Raw genomic sequence first — 18,614 nt, 5'->3', positions numbered from 1 at the left:
CATGACCGCACATCAACGCAACCATTCCGCCTCGATCGATCCCGTGAAACTCGATCGGCTCGCCGAAGTCGCGGTGAAAGTTGGATTGGGGCTGCGGCCGGGACAGGATCTGCTGCTGACGGCGCCTGCGGTGGCGATGCCGCTGGTGCGGCGGATCGCGGAGCATGCCTACAAGGCCGGCGCCGGCCTGGTGACGCCGTTCTTCTCGGACGAAGAGGTCACACTGGCGCGTTACCGTTACGCCGATGATGCGAGCTTCGATCGCGCGACGAGCTGGCTCTACGAGGGCATGGCGAAGGCGTTCGGCGCCAACACGGCGCGGCTCGCGATCGTCGGCGACAATCCGATGCTGCTGTCGGGCGAGGACCCGGCCAAGGTCGCGCGCGCCAGCAAGGCCAATTCGATTGCCTACCAGCCGGCGCTGGAGAAGATCGTCACGTTCGAGACCAACTGGAACATCATCGCCTATCCGAGCACGTCCTGGGCGAAGCAGGTGTTCCCCGAGGACGCCGAGGATGTCGCGGTGGCCAAGCTCGCGGACGCGATCTTCGCGGCCTCGCGCGTCGACCAGGACGGCGCCGTCGCGGCCTGGGACAAGCACAATGCAACACTGCGGGAGCGGACGCAGTGGCTGAATGGCCAGCGCTTCCATGCCTTGAAATATTCCGGCCCCGGAATGGACCTCACCATCGGGCTCGCCGACGGCCATGAATGGGAAGGCGGCGCGTCGACCGCCAGGAACGGGATAGTCTGCAACGCCAACATCCCGACCGAGGAGGTCTTCACCACGCCGCATTGCCGGCGCGTCAGCGGCCATGTCGTGAGTTCAAAACCGCTGTCCTATCAGGGCACCTTGATCGACAATATTTCCGTCAAGTTCGAGGAAGGCCGCCTCGTGGAGGCAAAGGCCTCGCGCGGCGAGGAGGTCTTGAAGAAGGTGCTCGACACCGACGAAGGCGCGCGCCGCCTCGGCGAGGTCGCGCTGGTGCCGCACTCCTCGCCGATTTCCAAGAGCGGGCTGTTGTTCTTCAATACGCTGTTCGACGAGAACGCCGCCTCGCACATCGCGCTCGGCCAGTGCTACTCGAAATGCTTCGTCGACGGCGACAAACTCACTCCGCAGCAGATCGCCGAGCAGGGCGGTAACAAGAGCCTGATCCATATCGACTGGATGATCGGCTCCGCCAACACCGATATCGACGGCATCCACGCCGATGGCCGCAGCGTGCCGGTATTCCGCAAGGGCGAATGGGCGTAAGGCTCTGCTAGAGCGTTTCACGATTTGGCGGAAGCATAACCTGCGTTGGCGAAATAGTTGCTGCATTCGCGGGGCTGGATAGTTGCAACAAGGTCGCCGATGTGACGCCAAGTGTCTTCGAGGGTGCGCTTCTGGGCGATGCGCATCCAATGCTTGATTTTAGCAAAGGCCTGCTCGATCGGATTGAGGTCTGGTGAGTAAGGCGGCAGATACCAGAGCTTGGCGCCGGCGCCGCGGATGGCGCGGCGCAGAGCGGCCGACTTATGGCTGCCGAGATTGTCCATGATGACGATGTCGCCCGGCTTGAGAACGGGGATGAGCTGCTGTTCGACGTAAGCTCGGAAGCACTCGCCGTTGATTGGCCCATCGAAGACGCAAGGGGCCGTGAGGCCATCGCAACGCAGAGCGCCGAGAAAGGTCAGCGTTCGCCAGTGGCCGTGCGGGGCAAAACCTCCCACTCGCTCGCCCTTCGGTCCCCATCCGCGCAGCGGGGCCATGCTGGTTTTGATCCAGGTCTCATCGATGAAAACCAGGCGCTGGGGATCCAGGCTGGCCTGCCATGACCGCCAGCGTCGCCTCCGACGCGCAACGTCAGCGCGGGCTTGCTCGAGGGCGAACAGCGTTTTTTTTGAATCGCAGCCCTTCGCGCCGCAGGAATGTCCAGACCGCATTGTGAGAGACCTTGACCCCGCGCGCAGCGAGTTCGTCCTTCAACTTGTGCAGCGTCAGATGCGGTGTCTGGCGAATCCGCTCTTTGATGAACGCGCGGTGCGGTTCCAGCACCGGCTTCCGGTGCCCGCCCATTTTGCCCGGCGCCACTGAGCCGGTCGCCCGGTAGCGCTGCGACCACTTCACTACAGAGGACACTGCAACACCAAACCGTGCCGCCACTATACGGCAGCTCTCGCCAGTTGCCACCGCTGCCACCACGCGCTCTCGCAGGTCATTGGAAAGAGGTCGGCCCATCAGATGCTGGCCCCCAGCCCAGCCAGCATCTTGAATCACAAACCGCCCCTCAGGGGAATCCCTCCCGATTCATCCTAGCCATGAACCGCTCTAGAGCATGATCCGGAAAAGTGGACACCGGCTTTCCGAGGAGATCATGCTCCAAAGATTAATGGAATCGCCGGTCACGTGTGGCGATCAACTCGCCTCGCGTGGCGCTGAAGCGGCAGGTTTCGTGCTGCGGCCGGAACCCGAGCCGGCGATAAATCTTCAGCGCGGCGGCGTTGCGGCTCGAGACATTGAGCCAGCACGGATGTTCGACCGACACATCATGGGCGGTCAGCACCCGATAGACCAGGAGCTGGCCGAGCCCGCGTCCCTGCCGTGCCGGTTCGACCGCGACCGACTCGATCCACATCGAATTCTGTTCCGGTTCGGTCAGGCAAAAGCCCGACACCTGTCCGTCCTCCGACGCGATCCAGACCTCGCTTTCGATGAGAACCTGCGCCATCTCCTCCGGCGAGTACAGGCGGAACGCGGCGTCCGAGGCATAGGCGGCGTTGTGAATGCGCGCGACCTCAGCCGCGCAGGCGGTCACATCGCCGGCGCGCTCGATGGCGGCGCGCGCGGCGGCAAGTGTACGAGCCGGCTGCAGCGGCTCCACGCACTTCATCCCGATCTCGGATTCGACATGAACAAAGCCGAACGCGGACACGAAGGCGACTCCAGCCGGCCAGTCGGGACTTGCCTGCGTCTGCACGGTGAGATCGGCGTCGGCGTCGATCGCCAGCACGTCGTCGAACAGCGCAAGGCCGATCCGGCGGCGCCGTGCCTCGGGTGCCACGACGATCTTGAGGAACCGGGAATGGTGCGCGCCCTGATCGCGCAACGAGGATTCGGCAAGGCCAACGAGCCGGCCGTTCCGCTCGGCGACACGAAAATCCCGTCCGCCGCGGTTCTGCGGCAGCTTCAGGAACTGATCCCATTGCGGCAGCGTGACCGGACCGAGCCGCGGTTCTACCGCGGCCGCCCTGGCGTAAAGTGCAACAACCGCTTCCGCATCAGCCTCTTGAAGCGGCCGGATGGTGATGCCGTCATCCATGAGTCGGGAGATTACCCGATATCGAGCCGATAAACATCCTTTGCCGTCTTCGAGAACAACGCCGTCTTCTCGACTTCGCTATATTGTGAAGCCAGCCGTTTGAAGGCGTTGAAGATTACCTGATAGCTGCATTGACCCTTATCAGGTGGGAAGTTGCTTTCGAACATGCAACGGTCGGGGCCGAACGCCTCGATGCAGGTTTCGACATAGGGCCGCCATACGGCGGCAAGTTCCTCCGACGACGGCGGCTTGGCCCGGAGATGGAAATCATAGCCGAGCAGGCACATCGCCAGCCCGCCGAGCTTGACGACGACATTTGGACACTCGGCTATTTCTTGGATCGAGGCCTTCCAGACCGGGAAAGTCTCGCTGCGCTTGCCGGCGAAGCGGCCGGTGCCGACCGGGCCGCCGCAATGGTCGAGCACGATCCTGGTATCGGGGAAGGCGCGCGCGAGATCGGTGAGTTCGCCGATCTGCGGGTGGAACAGCCAGGCATCGAAGCTCAGGCCGAGCGGCGCGAGGCAGGCAAAGCCCTTGCGGAAGGTGGTATCCAGAAGCAGCCCCTGCGGCCGGTTGGCATACATATGGGCGACATTGGGGTCTTCGTCCCAGGCCGAGGAGTGGCGGATGCCGCGGAACCGGCCATTGCCGGCTGATATCTCGGCCTCCAGCACCGCCTTGGCTTGATCGCCGATCAACAGATTGACGTGGCTGACGATGCCGGCGCAGATCGCGGCCTTGCCATAGCCGCCGCTGGCCGCCATCGCGGCGACGCCGTTGGCGAACTCGACCTCGCCGACGGGGCGGAACGCCTCCGGGCCGTCAGCGCGATACATCGACCGGCAATCGACATAAACGGTCGCGGCGATGTTGTGGCCGGATGCGATGTCGTCACGCAGTTCCTCGATCAGATAGCGCAATCCGCCACGGTCCCAGAGATGATGGTGCGGGTCGACGATCGGCCTGCTGGGATCGATGATCTCCTCGGTATATTGGACGAGCCAATCTTCTCGCGGATTGGCATAAAGCCCGCTTGCGGAGGCGGGCAGAGTGCTGGCCATGGATGACGCTCCCTGTTCTTGCTCTTGTCGGCCGCCGATCCAATGTCGGCTCTTCGGAGGATAACGAGGCGGGCACGAACCCGTCAAATGTGCGCCTGCTGCACCTCATGCCGCGTGACCATCCACGCCGCGCCGGCGCCGGCGAACTGGACAAGGCTGCCTGCGACCATCGACACCAACAGCCCGCCCTGGCCGCCGCCGGCCGCGGCGTAGCACGCGCCCAGGATCGCAACCCCGATCGTGGCGCCGCTGATGCGGGCGACGTTGATGAGCGCTGCGGCCGTACCGGCGCGTGCGGCGGCGACATGCCCGACGGCCATCGCCGAGAGCGGTCCGGCGGCGAGGCCGAGACCGAGGCCGGTCATGGCCAGTCCGAATTCGGCCGCAGCGATGTTCGGTTGCAGGCCGCCCAGGCCAATCAGCAGGAGGCCTGTGCCCATCAGAGTGACGCCACCTGACGTGACCACGCGGATGCCGAGCTTCTCCGAAAGCGCGCCCGAGAAAGGCGAGACCAAAACGAACACCAGCGACATCGGCAGCAGGGCTGCGGCGCTTGCGGCGGTGTCGAGCCGTCCGCTCGATTGCCACGCCAGCGGCAGTACGAACACCATCCCGTATCCGCCAAACGTCATGCCCATGGTGGCGATCATGGCGCCACGGAACTGGCGGACCGTGAAGATGTCGGGCGACACCAGCGCATCGGAACCCTTCTTCCTTTCGACCGCGATGAACAGCACCGCCGAAAGTGCAGCAATGATCAGGGCCGTGGTCATTGCGCGAGGCGCCGACTGCGCGCTGATGGCGGCATAGGTCAGGCTCCCGAGCGCCAATGCGCCGAACAGCTGCGCCGCCGCGTCGAACGGGCGCCGCCGTGGATCCGACGATTCCGGGATGGTGTATCCGGCCATGATCAGGGCAAGCAGGCCGAACGGCACCACGACCAGGAAGATGCTGCGCCAGCCGTACCAGGGAATCAGCATCCCGCCGAGACTCGGCCCCAGCGCCATGGCCACACCGTTGCATGCGGCCCAGATGCCGAGTGCGCGTGCGCGCTCGCCTGGCTGATCCCAGACCACCCGTATGATCGCAAGCGAGGCTGGAATCATCAGCGCGCCGCCGACGCCCGTGAGTGCGCGTCCACAGATCAGCACCAGCGCGGACGGCGCGGCCGCGCATAGCAGCGATGCGAGGGTGAAGATCAGCGCGCCGGACATCAGCATCCGGCGCCTGCCGTAGATGTCGGCAAGCATCCCGCCGGTCAGCAGCGAAACCGCATAGACCAGATTGTAGCTATCCACGATCCACTGCAACTCGCCGACGCCAGCGTCGAAATGGTCGCCGATCGCGCGCGCGCCGAGATTGACAATGAATGTATCGAGATGCGCGATCATGACGGTCAGGCAGAGCGTCAGCAGCGTCAGCCGATGTGATGCGCGCATGGCGAAGGGTTTACGCCGAAGCATATTGTCCACCGCAGATCCTGTTTTGTGAACTGAGCTAGGCGCTCAGGCCTTGGTCGCAGGCCGCTTGGCGCGGGCGCGCTGCTGCGGCGAGACCGCGGGCCGCGTGCCTTCCGCGACCCATTCGTCGTAGAACTCGATCTTGGCATCGACCAGCGTGAGCGCCTCGGTCCATTTGGCGATCATGGCCTGGACACGGAGCTGGTGTTCAGCGAGCAGCGCGCGGCGCTTGCGCAAGGTCGCGCTGCCCTGCCTCACCAGCGCGGTGTATTCCCGCAATTGCCTGATCGACATCCCGGTCAAGCGCAGTCGCTCCATCAGGTCGAGCCAGCCGATATGATAGTCGCTGTAGACCCGGCGGCGGCCGCGGTCTCTGACAACGCCCGGCATCAGGCCCTGTGCCTCGTACCAGCGGATGGCGTGCACGCTTCGGCCGGAGCGGCGCGCGATGTCACCGATGTGGAGCGCGCCCGGTATCGCCTGTGCAGGTGTTCGGGCGTCCATCACAGATAGACTGCCTTCATCGCGCCGGCTGGATAGCGCTCGCCTGCCGCGGCGCCGGACGGTATCGCTGCCGACATCCGCGCAAGTTCGTCCGGTGAAAGCGTTACCTTGAGCGCGCCGATATTCTCGTCCAGCCGTCCGCGTTGCTTGGTGCCGGGGATCGGCACGATGTCTTCTCCCTGGGCCAAGAGCCAGGCGAGCACGAGCTGCGACGGCGTGCAGCTCTTCTCATCCGCGATCGCGACGATGCCGCCAACGAGATCGCGGTTGCGGGCAAAGTTGTCCCCGGCAAAGCGCGGATGATCGCCGCGGCGATCGCCCGCGATATCGGCCTGCGACTGGATCTGCCCGGTCAGGAAGCCACGGCCGAGCGGCGAGTAGGCGACGAAGGCGATGCCGAGTTCTCGCGTCATCTGCAGGGTCTCCTCAGCCTCGCTGCGATACAGCAGGGAGTATTCGGTCTGCACGGCGGCCAGTCTGTGCACCTTGTGGGCGCGGCGAATGGTGTCTGGACGCGCCTCGCAGAGGCCGAGATGGCGGACCTTGCCTTGCTCGACCAGCCGCGCCATCGCGCCGACAGTGTCCTCGATCGGCACGTTCGGGTCGATGCGGTGCTGGTAATAGAGGTCGATGGTGTCGATGCCGAGCCGCTTCAGGCTCGTCTCGCAGGCCTGCTGGACATAGGCCGGCCGCCCGTCGACACCCAGTCCGGTGGCGGTCTTCACCTGGCCGAACTTGGTGGCGATCACGACCTTGTCACGCAGGCCCTTCAGCGAGTGGCCCAGCAGTTCCTCGTTGTGGCCAAAGCCGTAGAGGTCGGCGCTGTCGAGGAAGTCGATGCCCTCCTCGATGGCGTGGCGGATCAGGTCGGGTGTCGCCGTGTCGTCATTGGCGCCGTAGACGCCGGACAGCGACATGCAGCCGAGCCCGATCGCGGAAACCTTGGGGCCGTCCGTGCCGAGCTTGCGATGCGGGAGCTTGCTGGTGGTCGTCATGGGATGGGTCCTCATTCCCGGGTGGTCGCCGGATATCGTTGAGTGAACATGCTAGAGCGCACTCTAGGTCAAGCGCTAAAACCGCCTGCTGACGAAATCGTGTCAAGGCCGGCGCCTCGGGCCTCAGACGCCGTCGAGGATGATCACCGTCGGCGTCGACGGCAGCGTGTCCCGCGAGATCCTCAGCGTGCGCTCGCCGCCGCGGCGGTCGATCTCGAACTGCCGGCCGATCAGGCGCATGAATTCGTCGAGCGGAGTGGCGAAGCGGTGCATCGGCAACACCACCGCGGCGCGCAGCCGCTTGGTGATTTCGGAGACGCCGTCGAGCGACATCGTATAGGTGCCGTCGATCGGCACCATCACGATGTCGAGCCGGCCGATCGCCGCGAACTGGCTGTCGTCGAGCTTGACGTGGAGGTGACCAAGATGGCCGATGCAGAGGCCGGCGACTTCGAAGATGAAGATCGAATTGCCATCCTTGATCATCTCGCCGCCGGCATCCTCACCCCAGTAGCGGCGGATATCGGTGGTGACGTTGCGGATATAGACGTCGCCGATGCGCTCGGCATAGTGCGCGGCCTGCCCATTCTCGCCCCATCCGTGCAGCACATGGGGAATTCTGGGGTCGGGGAATAGCGTGCAATGCGTCGAATGTGCCCGGTTCATGGTGACGATGTCGGGCAGCCGTCCGATCTGATAGGCGCCGCTGTAGTCGGTGGCGATGCGGATGCCGCCCGGCGTATCGATAAAATAGGTCGAATGGCCGGCATAGGTGATCGCGACCTCGTCGGCTTTCGCTGCCACGTGTCGGAGGCCGACCGGCACCGCGCGCGGCGGCGCATTTGCCATCGCCAGGCACTCGCTGCGCGGAGCCTCCTGCGCTCCGGCCTGGGTGGCGAAGACACCGAACAGGGCGAGCGTGGCGAGCAATCTCATCATGGCGTGTTCCGTCCGTAGCGCCGCAAGATTATCGCCGAATTGGCCTGCCGTCATGATGACGCGGGCGCATCGCTCCATGGCGTGGGCCGCAATGCGATCCAGGCGATTAATCCGGCGAGAAGCGCTACCATGCCGCGCGAGCAGCCAGGACCAGGGAGCAAGCCGTGACCGACAAAACCTCCGCGCCACGCGCACCTTCGACCAAACGGCTGGAGCCGTTGCGCCATGTCGACGCCGGCGTGCTCAACGTTGCCTATTACGAGGCCGGTCCCGCCGACGGCACTGCCGTGATGCTGATGCACGGCTTTCCCTATGACATTCATTCCTATGTGGACGTCGCGCCTGACCTGGCAGCACAGGGCTGCCGCGTCATCGTGCCCTATCTGCGCGGCTACGGGCCGACGACATTCCGCGACAAGGCGACGCCGCGCTCGGGCGAGCAGGCCGCCGTCGGCGCCGACATGATGGCGCTGATGGATGCGCTCGGGATCAAGCGCGCGGTGTTCGCCGGATATGATTGGGGCGGCCGCGCCGCTTCGATCGGGGCCGCGCTCTGGCCGGAACGTTGCATCGGACTCGTCTGCACCAACGGCTACATGATCCAGGACATTGCGCATGCGATGGTGCCGGCGCGGCCGGAGCGCGAGGTGCCGCTGTGGTACCAGTATTACTTCCAGATCGAGCGTGGGCGCGCAGGGCTCGCCGCCAACCGCCGCGGCATCGCCAGGATCTTGTGGTCGCAATGGTCGCCGGCCTGGCAATACGACGACACCTGTTTCGAACGCACCGCCGTCGCACTCGACAATCCTGACTATGTCGATGTCGTGATCCACAGCTACCGGCATCGTTACGGCCTCGCAGATGGCGATCCGCAATATGCCGGGTTACGGCGAAGGCTCGATACATTGCCGGTGATTACGGTCCCCACCATCACGCTTGACGGGGCGGAGGACGGCGTCACGGCCGCTACCGACGGCAGCGCCAGCGCGGCGAAGTACACCGCCCGGCGGGCGCATCGGGTGATCCCGCACGCCGGCCATAATCTGCCGCAGGAGGTGCCGGAAGCCTTTGCCGCGGCGGTAATGGAGCTGATCAAGGCTTGAGATCATGCCTGATACCGTCGATCGCAAGCGTCGTCTGATCGTTGCCGCAGCTCTGTCGGGCCTTGCCGGCAACGCGCTTGCGCAAGCCGTGCCGTCAGCGAATCCCACACGCACGGCATCGACGGCGCGGCTGGTGTCGCTCCGTCATGTCGACGCTGGCGTGCTCAACGTCGCCTTTCACGAAGCCGGCCCTGCCGATGGGCCGGTGGTGATCCTGCTGCACGGATTTCCCTATGACATCCACTCCTTCGTCGATGTCGTGCCGCAGCTGGCGTCACAAGGCTACCGCGTCATCGTTCCCTATCTGCGCGGCTTCGGCGACACGCGCTTTCGCGATGTCGCGACGTTGCGCTCCGGCGAGCAGGCGGCGCTGGGCGCCGACGTGATCGCGCTGATGGATGCGCTCGGCATCAGTCGGGCGGTGCTGGCGGGGCACAATTGGGGTGGCCGTGCGGCCTGCGTCGCGGCGGCGCTATGGCCGGATCGCTGTGCAGGCCTCGTGACCGTGAACAGCTATCTGATCCAGGACCTGTCGCGGGCGATGACGCCGATCGAGCCGAACTTCGAGATCGCGCTTTGGTACGAATATTATTTTCAGATCGAGCGCGGCCGTGCCGGCCTTGCCGCAAACCGGCGCGAGATCGCGCGAATGCTGTGGGAGGACTGGTCACCGGATTGGGATTTCGACGACATGACTTTCGAGCGCAGCGCCGCGGCGCACGACAACCCTGACTATGTTGACGTCGTGATCCACAGCTACCGCCATCGCTTCGGCCTTGCCCAAGGCGATCCGCGCTATGCCGACCTGCAACGTCGACTGGCTGCGATGCCTGCGATATCAGTGCCGGCCGTCACACTGGACGGCGATGCCGACGGCGTGCTTCCGGCGAGCGACGGCCGCGCCAGCGCGGCGAAATTCACCGGCCGCCGCAGCCATCACATCGTGCCGGGCGCCGGACATAATGTGCCGCAGGAAACACCTGACGTCTTTGCCGCGGCGGTGATGGAGGTGGTGCGGGCGTAGCGGACGCGCAGCTCACGCGGCCGATAGCCGATCGAGCAACGCCAGCATGACGGGCGCGTCGGGGATCGGCAGCACGGCATCGATGCGTTCGATCAGGCGCGACTGCAACAGCGGGTTACGCGCCTTGCCGATGGTGCCGAGCGGCCCGCGAAAACCGTGCTCCTCCCAGGCAAGCTCGAGCAGGCTTTCGCTCACCAGGGCGTCGATAAGTTCGTCGGCGGCCCGATCGATGCTGATCAGCGGATGGGCGGAGAACGCGGTGGGCCTGGGATAAAGGATCACCGGCTTGGATGGCGCGTTGGCCTCGACGCGCTTCCACCGCTCGGCGTCCTGCAACACCCACTCGATCAACTGGTTCTCGTAGCCGACGATGAGCGGTTGGGCGCCGGCCCCGCCGGCGACGTAGTCGTCGAACAGCTTGCCCGACGATGGCGGCTTGTAGCCCATGCGGCGAAACACGGTCGCAACGTCACCGTCGATCTTGCCAAGCGAATCGAGCGCGATGACGTCGCCGCTCAACAGGCTCGCGGTCAGTCCGGCAAACATGAAGCCGGAATTGGACTTGTTCGGATCGGTCGAGACGATGCGGGCCCGGCCGAACAGGCCGCTCACGCCCATCGCTTCCCAGGTCTCGCCGGCAATGATGGCCTTCAGCACCTTGAGCAGGTCGACCGTGTAGCGCGGGCCGCCGGCGGGCTCGGCAAAGCCGCCCTTCACCAGCCCGTCGGCGATACGATCCCATGAGTAGAGCACGATCGGCGAATTGAAGATCACCTGGTCGCGCGAAATCTTGACGCCGGAGCTGCGCGCAACGTCGACCAGCACCGAAGAGGACGGCCACAGGAATTGCGGCTTCTGGTCGAGCAGCGCGCGTTCGCGTACCATCTCGACGGAGCCTGCGCGCCGCGCATCGAGGATCAATCCGAACCGTCGTTCCAGCAGGCCGCGGACCTGGGTGTTGGCAAGAAACCCTTCCTTCTCGCCGCCGGCAAATCCGAACAATTTCTTGGCTTCGCCGAATCGGCCGGCGATCTCCGGATGTTGCCGCAGATAGACGTAGCCGCCGGTGCCGGCGGCGCTGGCGGCCAGCAGTCCGACACCAAAAGCCCGGCGGGAAATGGCCATCAGGCTCTCCTCTTGTCCGGATTTTTGCCCGGATCTGACGGTGCAGGAAGGGCCGACGGGCCGAGATCCTCATCGAGCGAGCTCTTCAGGAGCTTGAGCTCGATGTCGAGGTTGCCGAGATCGGCCTCTTGCAGGTTTGTCGCATAATGGCTGAAGGCCGCATCGAGGCGGTCGATCAGGTCGCCGGTCGCGGCCAGCCGCGTGGTGTCGCGGTTGCCGCTCTTTTCGAGCACGGCATAGGCTTCGGCCAGTTCGGCCGCGCGCGGCAGATAATAGGTCAGGAAGCGGCGCACGCGGTCGACGCGCAGCGGGTCCGCTTCGACGCCGGCGAAGATCTCGCGCGATCTCCGCGCCAGGTGACGGACGCGTTCGGCGACCTTCTGGGTGCGGATCGTGCTCACCGCGACCTCGAGGCGGATTGCCAGCGGCTCGGCATCGGTCAGGAGGTCGCGCGCGAACTCGATCTTGCCGCGGGCAGCGCCACTGCCCTCCAGTCCGTCGAACAGTTTGCGCGGAGCCAGCATGACCACCAGCCCGCCGCCGGCCGCAACGCTGATCAGGCCGGCGATCCAGAACGGCATGCCGACGCCGACCGCGAGCAGTGGCAACAGGATGGCGGCACCGGCCCCGCCAGCGATCCAGTTCATGCCTGACCATGCCGATGGCATTCAGTTATAACCCCGCACGGCCCGAAAAGCCTGGGTCAGGCTCCTGGTGCCGTCAAACACCCGCCCGCCGGTCAGCGCGGCCAAATTGTCGAGCTGGCTGCGGTCGGCACTCTCACCGAACGTGACGCCAAAGACCGGCACCCGATGCCCCTCCGCGCGCCACGGCAGCTCGAAGGTCGACATCGCACCCTGGCTCTTGCCGTCGGTCATGATGACAATGGCGGGCAGATGTTGTCCACGGTCGAGGTACGGCTTCATGGCGGCCAGCGCCCGCGCGGCGCAGGTGTAGAAATCCGTGCCGCCCTCTGCGCGCAGCTGAAGGGCCTTGCCGAGCAGATCGGCCTGGGCGGCCTCGTCGCCGCCTGCGCTCGCCGTCCACAGCACGCGGTCGCTGAACGGAAGCACGATGATCTGGTCCTCGTTCGACCATTGCACCAGCACCTCGCGCGTCCGCGCCGGCGTGAGCAGGAAACGCATCGCATCGAGCAACTGCGCCTCGCCAGGGCCCTGCATGCTGCCGGAGACATCGAGGCACATCGCAGTCAATGACGGGCGCCGCAATGCCTCCTGATAAAGCCCCAGCGCTTTCTGAATGACGGCAGGTTCCGGCGGCCGGACCACCGTAAGCGGCCGGCCGGGGTCGAGATTGGTGGTGGTATCCGCCTTGAGCACCGCGGCCCGCCCCAGTTCGACCCGACGCCCGGTGGCGGCGATCCGCGCCTGCGTCTCGCTCTTCAGCAGGAACGCCTGCAGATCGGCAAAGAAGCTTTCGACATCCTTGCCCCGTCCGCGGTCGACAAAGCCGAGCGGCGAATCGCCGACCGACACGCCGTCCTCAGGATAGACAGCGTAAAGCGGCTCCCTGCGGTCGGCGACCAGTTTGTCGTTGGTCTCCTTGATGACAGCCTCGTAGTTCCACATGGCGTCGTAGTTTGCGCCGGTCCGTTCGCCCTCACGATAGAGATCGGCCAGCCAGCCGCTGGAGCCGGACGAACGTTCGACGCCGCGCAACAGTCCGCGCACGGTGGCAAGCACCTCGCTCTTGTCGAGATCGCCGGCCTCGATCAAGTCCGGCTTGCCGATCCCGGCCGCCAGCATCGCCAGGTAGGCGGAGGCTCCGGAATTCGATTGGGTCGCTGACGTCATGAGGAATTTCAGGCGACCGCCTTCGACGGCGGCCAGGATATCCCGGGTTGTCACCTTGGCGCCGATCCAGCCCAGGGCCTGCGCCTTCGACCGCCGCACGCCGAGGATGACGGGCATCTGGGCGATCGACTTCACCGACTTGACGCGCCGGGCGGTGTCGAACATGTCGATCCAGATCGAGGCCGCGGGCCAGACCGCGTCGGCGTCGGGATCATTGCCCGGCTTGAGCGCCAGCGCGATATCCAGCGAGCCCTGGTAGTGCACCGTGCAGGAGGCATGGCGCGACTGGCAGAACTCCTGCACCATCGGCTCCAGCACCTCGTTCTCCGAGCCGGACAGGATGGTGAATTGCGGCCCCGGCGCCGAACAAGCGCCGAGCCCCAGCGTGAGCAACAGGCCGGCCGCGAATCTCGCCGCAGCGGACCTCGGAGCGATGAGCTTCATACGGGCGACTTGGACAACGCTGATTTCAGCTGGTCGGTCAACTGCGCCATCCGCTGCTCGATTTCGGCACGCTTCCTGCGGCCCTGTTCCTGGACGCCGAGGACGCCTGAAATCGTGTCGAGCAGATCGCTGTTGGTCTTTTCCAGCGTCTCAATGTCGACAATGCCGCGCTGCGACTGCTTCTCGATCTCGATCGCCTGCGTCTTCATCATCTCGGACGCCTGCCGCATCATTTCGTTGGTCGCATCGGTCACCGTCTTCTGCAGGTCAAGCGCCGACTTCTGCCTGGTGAGGCCGAGCAGCAGGATCATTTTCTGCTTCCACACCGGAATGGTGAGCTCGGTGGTTGCCTGGAGATTTTCGATCAGGGTTTCGTCGCTGGACTGCACAATGCGGATCTGCGGCAATTGCTGAATGCCGATTTGACGCGCCTGTTGCAGATAGAAGACGCGTTTTTCGAGCCGGTCGAGCGCCTGGACGGCATCCTGGTAGGTCTGGGCCGCCAGCAGCGCATCGCTGCCGGCGGGCGCCGCCTTTACGCCTTGCTCCAGCTCGACCAGCTTGCCATGGCGAAAGCCTTCCACGAAGGCCTTGCCGGCTGCGATATGCGAATCGAGGTCGACGAGTGACGTCCTGGTCTGCTCATGCAGTTCGTCGAGAACTGCAATATCGCGGCGCAGGGTTTCCTTGTTGCGGTCGAGTTCGACGCAAACGCGATCGACCTGCGAGGCGACGTCGCCGAATTGCTCGGTGAACCGCCGCAGGCGTGCTTCCATCGAGGAGAACAGGCGGGTGAGAAAGCCGCCGTCCTTGAGCGCGGCCGGATCGAGACTGCGCGCCTTGGCCAGGATGTCTGACAGCAGCTTGCCGGTGGTGCCAAGCTCCCGGTTCTGGGTCTGGGCGAGGATCCGGTCGGCAAACTCGACCACCGAACGCTGCGCGCGATCACCGAAGGTGACGATGCGCGACCGGTCGGAGATGTCGATCTCGGACCTGATACGCGCGACCGCGGACGCATCCACCATCACCGCCGGGACATTGATGGTTTCGTTCATCCGCTTCCTCTCCTGTGCTTTTCGCCCTGAGGCTTGAAATGGTATCGGCTCGAGATTCCAGCAAGATAACGGTCGCACTCGAACGATTCGATGACACTGCTGGATCTGTCGCTGCTATCCAAGTCGCTGGAAATCCGTTTTCGGTTCAACGAGATAGCGAATATGCCCTGACTGGCAGCCGACCTTGGCGGTTATTCGCGCCGCGGGCTGATCTTCCACGCAGCGGCCAGAATTGCCGCGGTCAACACGCCGCTGACGACGGCGGCGTCCGGGATCGTCAGCGCCAGCGCCGATGTCGCGGCCCAGCCGATCGAGCAGAAGGCCTCCGCGAAGGTCGCGACGCGTGAGGAGGTCTGGCGCCGGCGAAACTGGCTGCGCTTCGCCTGTGCACGGAACCAGAGCTGGATCGCAGCGGCGGACGCGGTCGCAATGAGCACCGCGATCGCGGTCACCGCGGCCTGCCGTGGCGAGGTGAAGGCCAGCGCGACCACCAGCGGTGTGAAGATGGCGGTGATCGCGATCAACACCACCTCGATCTTGGTGCGGACGATGCGTGACGGCGGCAGCGGCGCGGTCGCCACCAGATCGGCGGCGTCCTCGCCCGAGATCGTCAGCCAGGCGAGCCCGCCGGCGAACTGACCCGCAGCCATCACGATCACGGGCGTGATCAGCACGATCGCGGTCGACGAGTCGGAAAAACTTCGCCACAGCATCAGCGCCGGCGGCACCAGATAGAGCATCTGCATCAGGCTCTGCGACAGCAGCCAGGGATCGCGGCGCAGCAGCAGGAATTCCTTCCAGCGCAGCGCTTGCTGCCGCGAGCCTGAGCGGAAGGCGTGGGCGCGCCCGCGTGTGGCCGCAGCCGGATTGGCCGCGACGCTCACGACCGTGTCGGCAAAACGCGGGGCGAATACCGCCATGACGCCGCCGAGCATCATGAGCCCGCCGGCGACCAGCAGCATCATCACTTCGGTATCACCCAGCGCGGCACGCGCAGGCCACCACACCATGCTGTCGGCGGCAGGAGCCAGGCGCGCCGCGGTGTCCGAGGTCAGCACGGCGAAGCGCGACAGCGTGCCGTAAGAGAGGATCGCAACGACCTGCAGCGCGATGACAAAGCCCGCGCCGATGATGGCGGAGACGATCTGCGCGACGAGACGCGTCCGGCTCGGCCCGATCAGGCGGAACAGGAATACGGTGATGGCAATCGCGGCCGCCGCGCCCGAAAGACCGATCGCGACCACGACCCCGAAGCCGCTGAGCCACCGTGCCCCGCCGAGCATCACCAGCACGTCGATGAACGGCGTCGACAGCAACAGTGCCATAGAGCTCACCGACAGCGCGATGGCAGCGATACGGACCGAGAAAATATTGGTCAGTTGCACCGGCGATGACATGATCAGGTCGAGATCGGCACGGGCATAGAATACGCGTGTCACGGATTCGATCGCCTGCGACAGGACCAGGGCCCACGACAGGAAGATCGTCGCGGTCAGCACGATCAGCGACGACGGATCGAGCGGGAACCGGAGGTCGGCGAAGCCGGCGACCACGACATAGGCCGGCAGATGCATGACCGCGGCGAAGACCAGGAGTCCGATCACGGCGCGGTTGCGGCGGCGCCGGCCGCCGGTCATCATCGCCAGCCATTCGCGCCAGGCGAGGCGGAACTCGTGGCGGGCGAACCAGGAAAAATGGGCGACCGAGTTCACGCGGCAGCCGCTTCGGTGTCGACCAGCGCGATGAACATGTCCTCGAGGCTGGTGTCGTTGCGGCCGTTCTGCTGACGCAGCTCGTCCAGCGTGCCTTCGGCGATCAGTTTTCCGGCCGCGATCACGCCGATCCGGTCAGCCATGCGCTCGGCGACCTCGAGAATATGTGTCGTCATGATCACGGTGCAGCCCGCGCGCACGCGATCCTGCAGCAGTCCCTTGACGTGACGCGCTGACAACGCGTCGAGACCGGTCAGGGGTTCGTCGAGAATGATCAGGCGCGGGTCGTGCACCAGCGCGCCGGCGAGCGCCACCTTCTGGCGCATGCCCTTGGAGAAGCCCTCGCAGCGCTCATTGAGATGCGGCTCGAGCCCGAGCGACACCAGCAGATCGTGCGCCGATGTCTCGGAGATCTTGGGATCGATGCCCCAGAGGCCGGCGACGAATTCGAGATACTCCAGCGGCGTCAGCTTGTCGTAGATCATCGGCTCGTCCGACACCCAGGCCACCACCTGTTTCGCGGCCACCGGATCGCGCAGCGCATCGATGCCGAGGATCGACACCGAGCCGGCATCGGGCCGCAGCAGGCCTGCCACCATGCGCAGCGTCGTGGTCTTGCCGGCACCGTTCGGCCCGAGCAGCGCGTAATACTCGCCGACATGCACGGTGAGATCGAGCGCATCGACCGCCGGGCGGTCAAAACGCTTGGTTAACCCTCGCACCTCGAGTGCGGATGATGCTGTTGTCATGATGGTGGTGCGATCCGGAACCGGTTGGTTGTGCACCTTGAACATAAACCGTTTCGGTGCGGTGAATCGCCGACGTCAAATCGGGCGCGATATGTGTGGAAGTATGGTTCGCGTCGTTTTTGGATACCCGATGGAACCGCAGCGGCCGGAAGCCGATCAATCCACCTGTGCAACCGGCCGCAACGCGGCCTCGGCGACGGCCGGTATATCGGTGTACTTGCTGACACCGTCCCGGCCGATCACGAAGGTTGGCCGATAGTTGCGCATATCGGAGTCCTCCACCATTGCCATCCGGCGATTGTCGAGGGTGAGCCAGTGACCGTCGAGCCATACGGCGGCGACAGCGTGGTCCTCGCCGAGCCGCGTGTCGTGCATGATCACGAGGCGAAGGTCTTCAGCTGAGATGCCGGCAAGGCGGAGCGCCGCGAGCTTGGCGATCGCATAATCCTCACAGTCGCCGGCGCGGTGGTCGAAGGTCGTGAGCGGTGAGGCCCAGACGTCGATCGCTCCATACTGCATGATGTCGCTGGCGGGGTGGATGGCGAGGTTGACCGCGCGGTTGATCTCGCCGAGCCGGGCGCGGCCGTCGCGGGCCCGCGCGGTATCGATGATGGCGAGCAGTTGCAGGGCAGCGGGCGAGGCGCAACGTTCGCGATCGCCATCACAAAGTACGAGCTGCACCATGTCGTCGTCGAGGCGGCTCTGCAGGCCAAACCATTTGTCGTGCACCCCGCCGCCGTCGAGAATGACGGTTGGGATGCCAAACGGCTCGGCTAATTTTTTGATCAGCAATGCGCCCGCCGGAGAGAGCAGGTTCGCCGCCAAGACGTCGATAGGCGCAACCAGGGCCAGCCCGCAGGCAAGCAGAAGCACACGCAGCGCGCGCGCGTAACCGAAAATCCCCATCTGACACCCCCTGTCCAGGCATTCGGCTGGCGAAATTCGCCCGCACGCGACTGGATCATTTCGAGGCGACAGGATCGGCTGTATTGTTTCCGAACTGCTTAAGGCCCGCCCGCAGGCCGGCGAAAGTCGCTCGGCAGGCTGAAAGCCATCTCGCTCACTCCTGTAAAAGTTTATCGATTTTGTGACCGCGGCCGGTCGAACCTTTTGCTGGAAGGGAAGCCTTATCCTTGATTGCTGGTTAACGGGTCGGCGTGCGCGGCTTTTGCGCGATCTGTTAACCAGATCATAGTCTTGAACCAGAAATCCGGGTCGAATCGTCCCGAAGAACTCAGGACAAGTGAGGGTGGGTGTGTGAGGTCAAGACTAACGCCCTCTTTCACGTAGGAACTGTGACATTTTTACTTGGAAATACCCAGTT

At 64.9% G+C, this 18,614-nt stretch carries 17 protein-coding genes; 3 read left to right on the top strand and 14 right to left on the bottom strand.

Features of this window, described 5'->3' with window-relative positions; translation table 11 throughout:
* Window position 1 precedes the first annotated feature (1 nt).
* Window positions 2–1,258 (top strand): aminopeptidase, encoded by a 1,257-nt coding sequence (locus tag ACP2YO_RS46195; protein WP_426437772.1) that lies wholly within the window; start codon window positions 2–4, stop codon window positions 1,256–1,258.
* Between the two features lie 17 nt (window positions 1,259–1,275).
* Here ACP2YO_RS46195 and ACP2YO_RS46190 read toward each other — a convergent pair.
* From ACP2YO_RS46190 to ACP2YO_RS46160, 7 genes are all read right to left on the bottom strand, one after another.
* Window positions 1,276–2,224 (bottom strand): IS630 family transposase gene (locus ACP2YO_RS46190; protein ID WP_426435316.1). Its coding sequence is split into 2 segments (ribosomal slippage): window positions 1,276–1,887 and window positions 1,889–2,224, totalling 948 coding nucleotides; the frame shifts between segments, so codons are not numbered across the junction.
* A gap of 148 nt (window positions 2,225–2,372) precedes the next feature.
* Entirely contained in the window at window positions 2,373–3,305 is a 933-nt protein-coding gene (locus ACP2YO_RS46185) for an N-acetyltransferase family protein (protein WP_426437771.1), read from the bottom strand.
* A gap of 11 nt (window positions 3,306–3,316) precedes the next feature.
* Window positions 3,317–4,366, bottom strand: a complete 1,050-nt coding sequence (locus ACP2YO_RS46180; RefSeq protein WP_426437770.1) for an amidohydrolase family protein — start codon at window positions 4,364–4,366, stop codon at window positions 3,317–3,319.
* An 83-nt stretch (window positions 4,367–4,449) separates the two neighbouring features.
* Window positions 4,450–5,829 carry an MFS transporter gene (locus tag ACP2YO_RS46175; RefSeq protein WP_426443484.1) on the bottom strand — a complete coding sequence of 460 codons (1,380 nt, stop codon included), beginning with the start codon at window positions 5,827–5,829 and terminating at the stop codon, window positions 4,450–4,452.
* Window positions 5,830–5,871: 42 nt separating this feature from the next.
* Entirely contained in the window at window positions 5,872–6,330 is a 459-nt protein-coding gene (locus tag ACP2YO_RS46170; protein ID WP_426437769.1) for a MerR family transcriptional regulator, read from the bottom strand.
* Window positions 6,330–7,325 (bottom strand): aldo/keto reductase, encoded by a 996-nt coding sequence (locus tag ACP2YO_RS46165; protein ID WP_426437768.1) that lies wholly within the window; start codon window positions 7,323–7,325, stop codon window positions 6,330–6,332. Before ACP2YO_RS46165 ends, ACP2YO_RS46170 begins: the two co-directional genes overlap by 1 nt.
* Before the next feature lie 123 nt (window positions 7,326–7,448).
* Window positions 7,449–8,264: an MBL fold metallo-hydrolase gene (locus ACP2YO_RS46160; protein ID WP_426437767.1), complete on the bottom strand. Its 816-nt coding sequence runs from the start codon at window positions 8,262–8,264 to the stop codon at window positions 7,449–7,451.
* Between the two features lie 164 nt (window positions 8,265–8,428).
* On the opposite strand from ACP2YO_RS46160, the gene ACP2YO_RS46155 reads away from it, so the two are divergent.
* A complete protein-coding gene (locus ACP2YO_RS46155) occupies window positions 8,429–9,367 on the top strand; it encodes an alpha/beta fold hydrolase (RefSeq protein WP_426437766.1) in 939 nt (312 codons plus the stop codon).
* A gap of 4 nt (window positions 9,368–9,371) precedes the next feature.
* Complete coding sequence (locus ACP2YO_RS46150) at window positions 9,372–10,391, top strand: alpha/beta fold hydrolase (RefSeq protein WP_426437765.1); 1,020 nt, start codon at window positions 9,372–9,374, stop codon at window positions 10,389–10,391.
* Window positions 10,392–10,403: 12 nt separating this feature from the next.
* Here the strand turns inward: ACP2YO_RS46150 and ACP2YO_RS46145 are convergent, their stop codons facing one another.
* The 7 genes from ACP2YO_RS46145 to ACP2YO_RS46115 all read right to left on the bottom strand — a co-directional run bounded on the left by ACP2YO_RS46145 (window position 10,404) and on the right by ACP2YO_RS46115 (window position 18,196).
* Window positions 10,404–11,516, bottom strand: a complete 1,113-nt coding sequence (locus tag ACP2YO_RS46145; protein WP_426437764.1) for a hypothetical protein — start codon at window positions 11,514–11,516, stop codon at window positions 10,404–10,406.
* On the bottom strand, window positions 11,516–12,163 hold the full coding sequence (locus ACP2YO_RS46140; protein ID WP_426437763.1) for a 5-bromo-4-chloroindolyl phosphate hydrolysis family protein: 648 nt from the start codon (window positions 12,161–12,163) through the stop codon (window positions 11,516–11,518). The genes ACP2YO_RS46145 and ACP2YO_RS46140 overlap by 1 nt, the downstream gene beginning before the upstream one ends.
* 21 nt (window positions 12,164–12,184) lie before the next feature.
* Window positions 12,185–13,774, bottom strand: coding sequence for a substrate-binding domain-containing protein (locus ACP2YO_RS46135; RefSeq protein WP_426437762.1), 1,590 nt, complete (start codon window positions 13,772–13,774; stop codon window positions 12,185–12,187).
* Entirely contained in the window at window positions 13,771–14,829 is a 1,059-nt protein-coding gene (locus ACP2YO_RS46130; RefSeq protein ID WP_426437761.1) for a toxic anion resistance protein, read from the bottom strand. Before ACP2YO_RS46130 ends, ACP2YO_RS46135 begins: the two co-directional genes overlap by 4 nt.
* Window positions 14,830–15,020: 191 nt before the next feature.
* Window positions 15,021–16,541 (bottom strand): permease, encoded by a 1,521-nt coding sequence (locus tag ACP2YO_RS46125; RefSeq protein ID WP_426437760.1) that lies wholly within the window; start codon window positions 16,539–16,541, stop codon window positions 15,021–15,023.
* Window positions 16,538–17,290, bottom strand: a complete 753-nt coding sequence (locus ACP2YO_RS46120; protein WP_426443483.1) for an ABC transporter ATP-binding protein — start codon at window positions 17,288–17,290, stop codon at window positions 16,538–16,540. The genes ACP2YO_RS46125 and ACP2YO_RS46120 overlap by 4 nt, the downstream gene beginning before the upstream one ends.
* Window positions 17,291–17,446: 156 nt before the next feature.
* Window positions 17,447–18,196, bottom strand: a complete 750-nt coding sequence (locus ACP2YO_RS46115; RefSeq protein WP_426437759.1) for a transglutaminase-like cysteine peptidase — start codon at window positions 18,194–18,196, stop codon at window positions 17,447–17,449.
* Between the last annotated feature and the right edge of the window lie 418 nt (window positions 18,197–18,614).

The organism is Bradyrhizobium genosp. P (assembly GCF_049949265.1).
Lineage (GTDB): Bacteria > Pseudomonadota > Alphaproteobacteria > Rhizobiales > Xanthobacteraceae > Bradyrhizobium.
The sequence above is the reverse complement of the archived record's forward strand: the minus strand, read 5'-3'. Positions and strand labels throughout refer to the sequence as shown.

Coding starts and splice junctions, on each gene's coding strand:
- ACP2YO_RS46160 (WP_426437767.1), bottom strand. CDS start 8,264: ATGATGAGATTGCTCGCCACGCTCGCCCTGTTCGGTGTCTTCGCCACC.
- ACP2YO_RS46170 (WP_426437769.1), bottom strand. CDS start 6,330: ATGGACGCCCGAACACCTGCACAGGCGATACCGGGCGCGCTCCACATC.
- ACP2YO_RS46180 (WP_426437770.1), bottom strand. CDS start 4,366: ATGGCCAGCACTCTGCCCGCCTCCGCAAGCGGGCTTTATGCCAATCCG.
- ACP2YO_RS46140 (WP_426437763.1), bottom strand. CDS start 12,163: ATGAACTGGATCGCTGGCGGGGCCGGTGCCGCCATCCTGTTGCCACTG.
- ACP2YO_RS46120 (WP_426443483.1), bottom strand. CDS start 17,290: ATGACAACAGCATCATCCGCACTCGAGGTGCGAGGGTTAACCAAGCGT.
- ACP2YO_RS46135 (WP_426437762.1), bottom strand. CDS start 13,774: ATGAAGCTCATCGCTCCGAGGTCCGCTGCGGCGAGATTCGCGGCCGGC.
- ACP2YO_RS46185 (WP_426437771.1), bottom strand. CDS start 3,305: ATGGATGACGGCATCACCATCCGGCCGCTTCAAGAGGCTGATGCGGAA.
- ACP2YO_RS46115 (WP_426437759.1), bottom strand. CDS start 18,196: ATGGGGATTTTCGGTTACGCGCGCGCGCTGCGTGTGCTTCTGCTTGCC.
- ACP2YO_RS46130 (WP_426437761.1), bottom strand. CDS start 14,829: ATGAACGAAACCATCAATGTCCCGGCGGTGATGGTGGATGCGTCCGCG.
- ACP2YO_RS46165 (WP_426437768.1), bottom strand. CDS start 7,325: ATGACGACCACCAGCAAGCTCCCGCATCGCAAGCTCGGCACGGACGGC.
- ACP2YO_RS46175 (WP_426443484.1), bottom strand. CDS start 5,829: ATGCTTCGGCGTAAACCCTTCGCCATGCGCGCATCACATCGGCTGACG.
- ACP2YO_RS46195 (WP_426437772.1), top strand. CDS start 2: ATGACCGCACATCAACGCAACCATTCCGCCTCGATCGATCCCGTGAAA.
- ACP2YO_RS46145 (WP_426437764.1), bottom strand. CDS start 11,516: ATGGCCATTTCCCGCCGGGCTTTTGGTGTCGGACTGCTGGCCGCCAGC.
- ACP2YO_RS46150 (WP_426437765.1), top strand. CDS start 9,372: ATGCCTGATACCGTCGATCGCAAGCGTCGTCTGATCGTTGCCGCAGCT.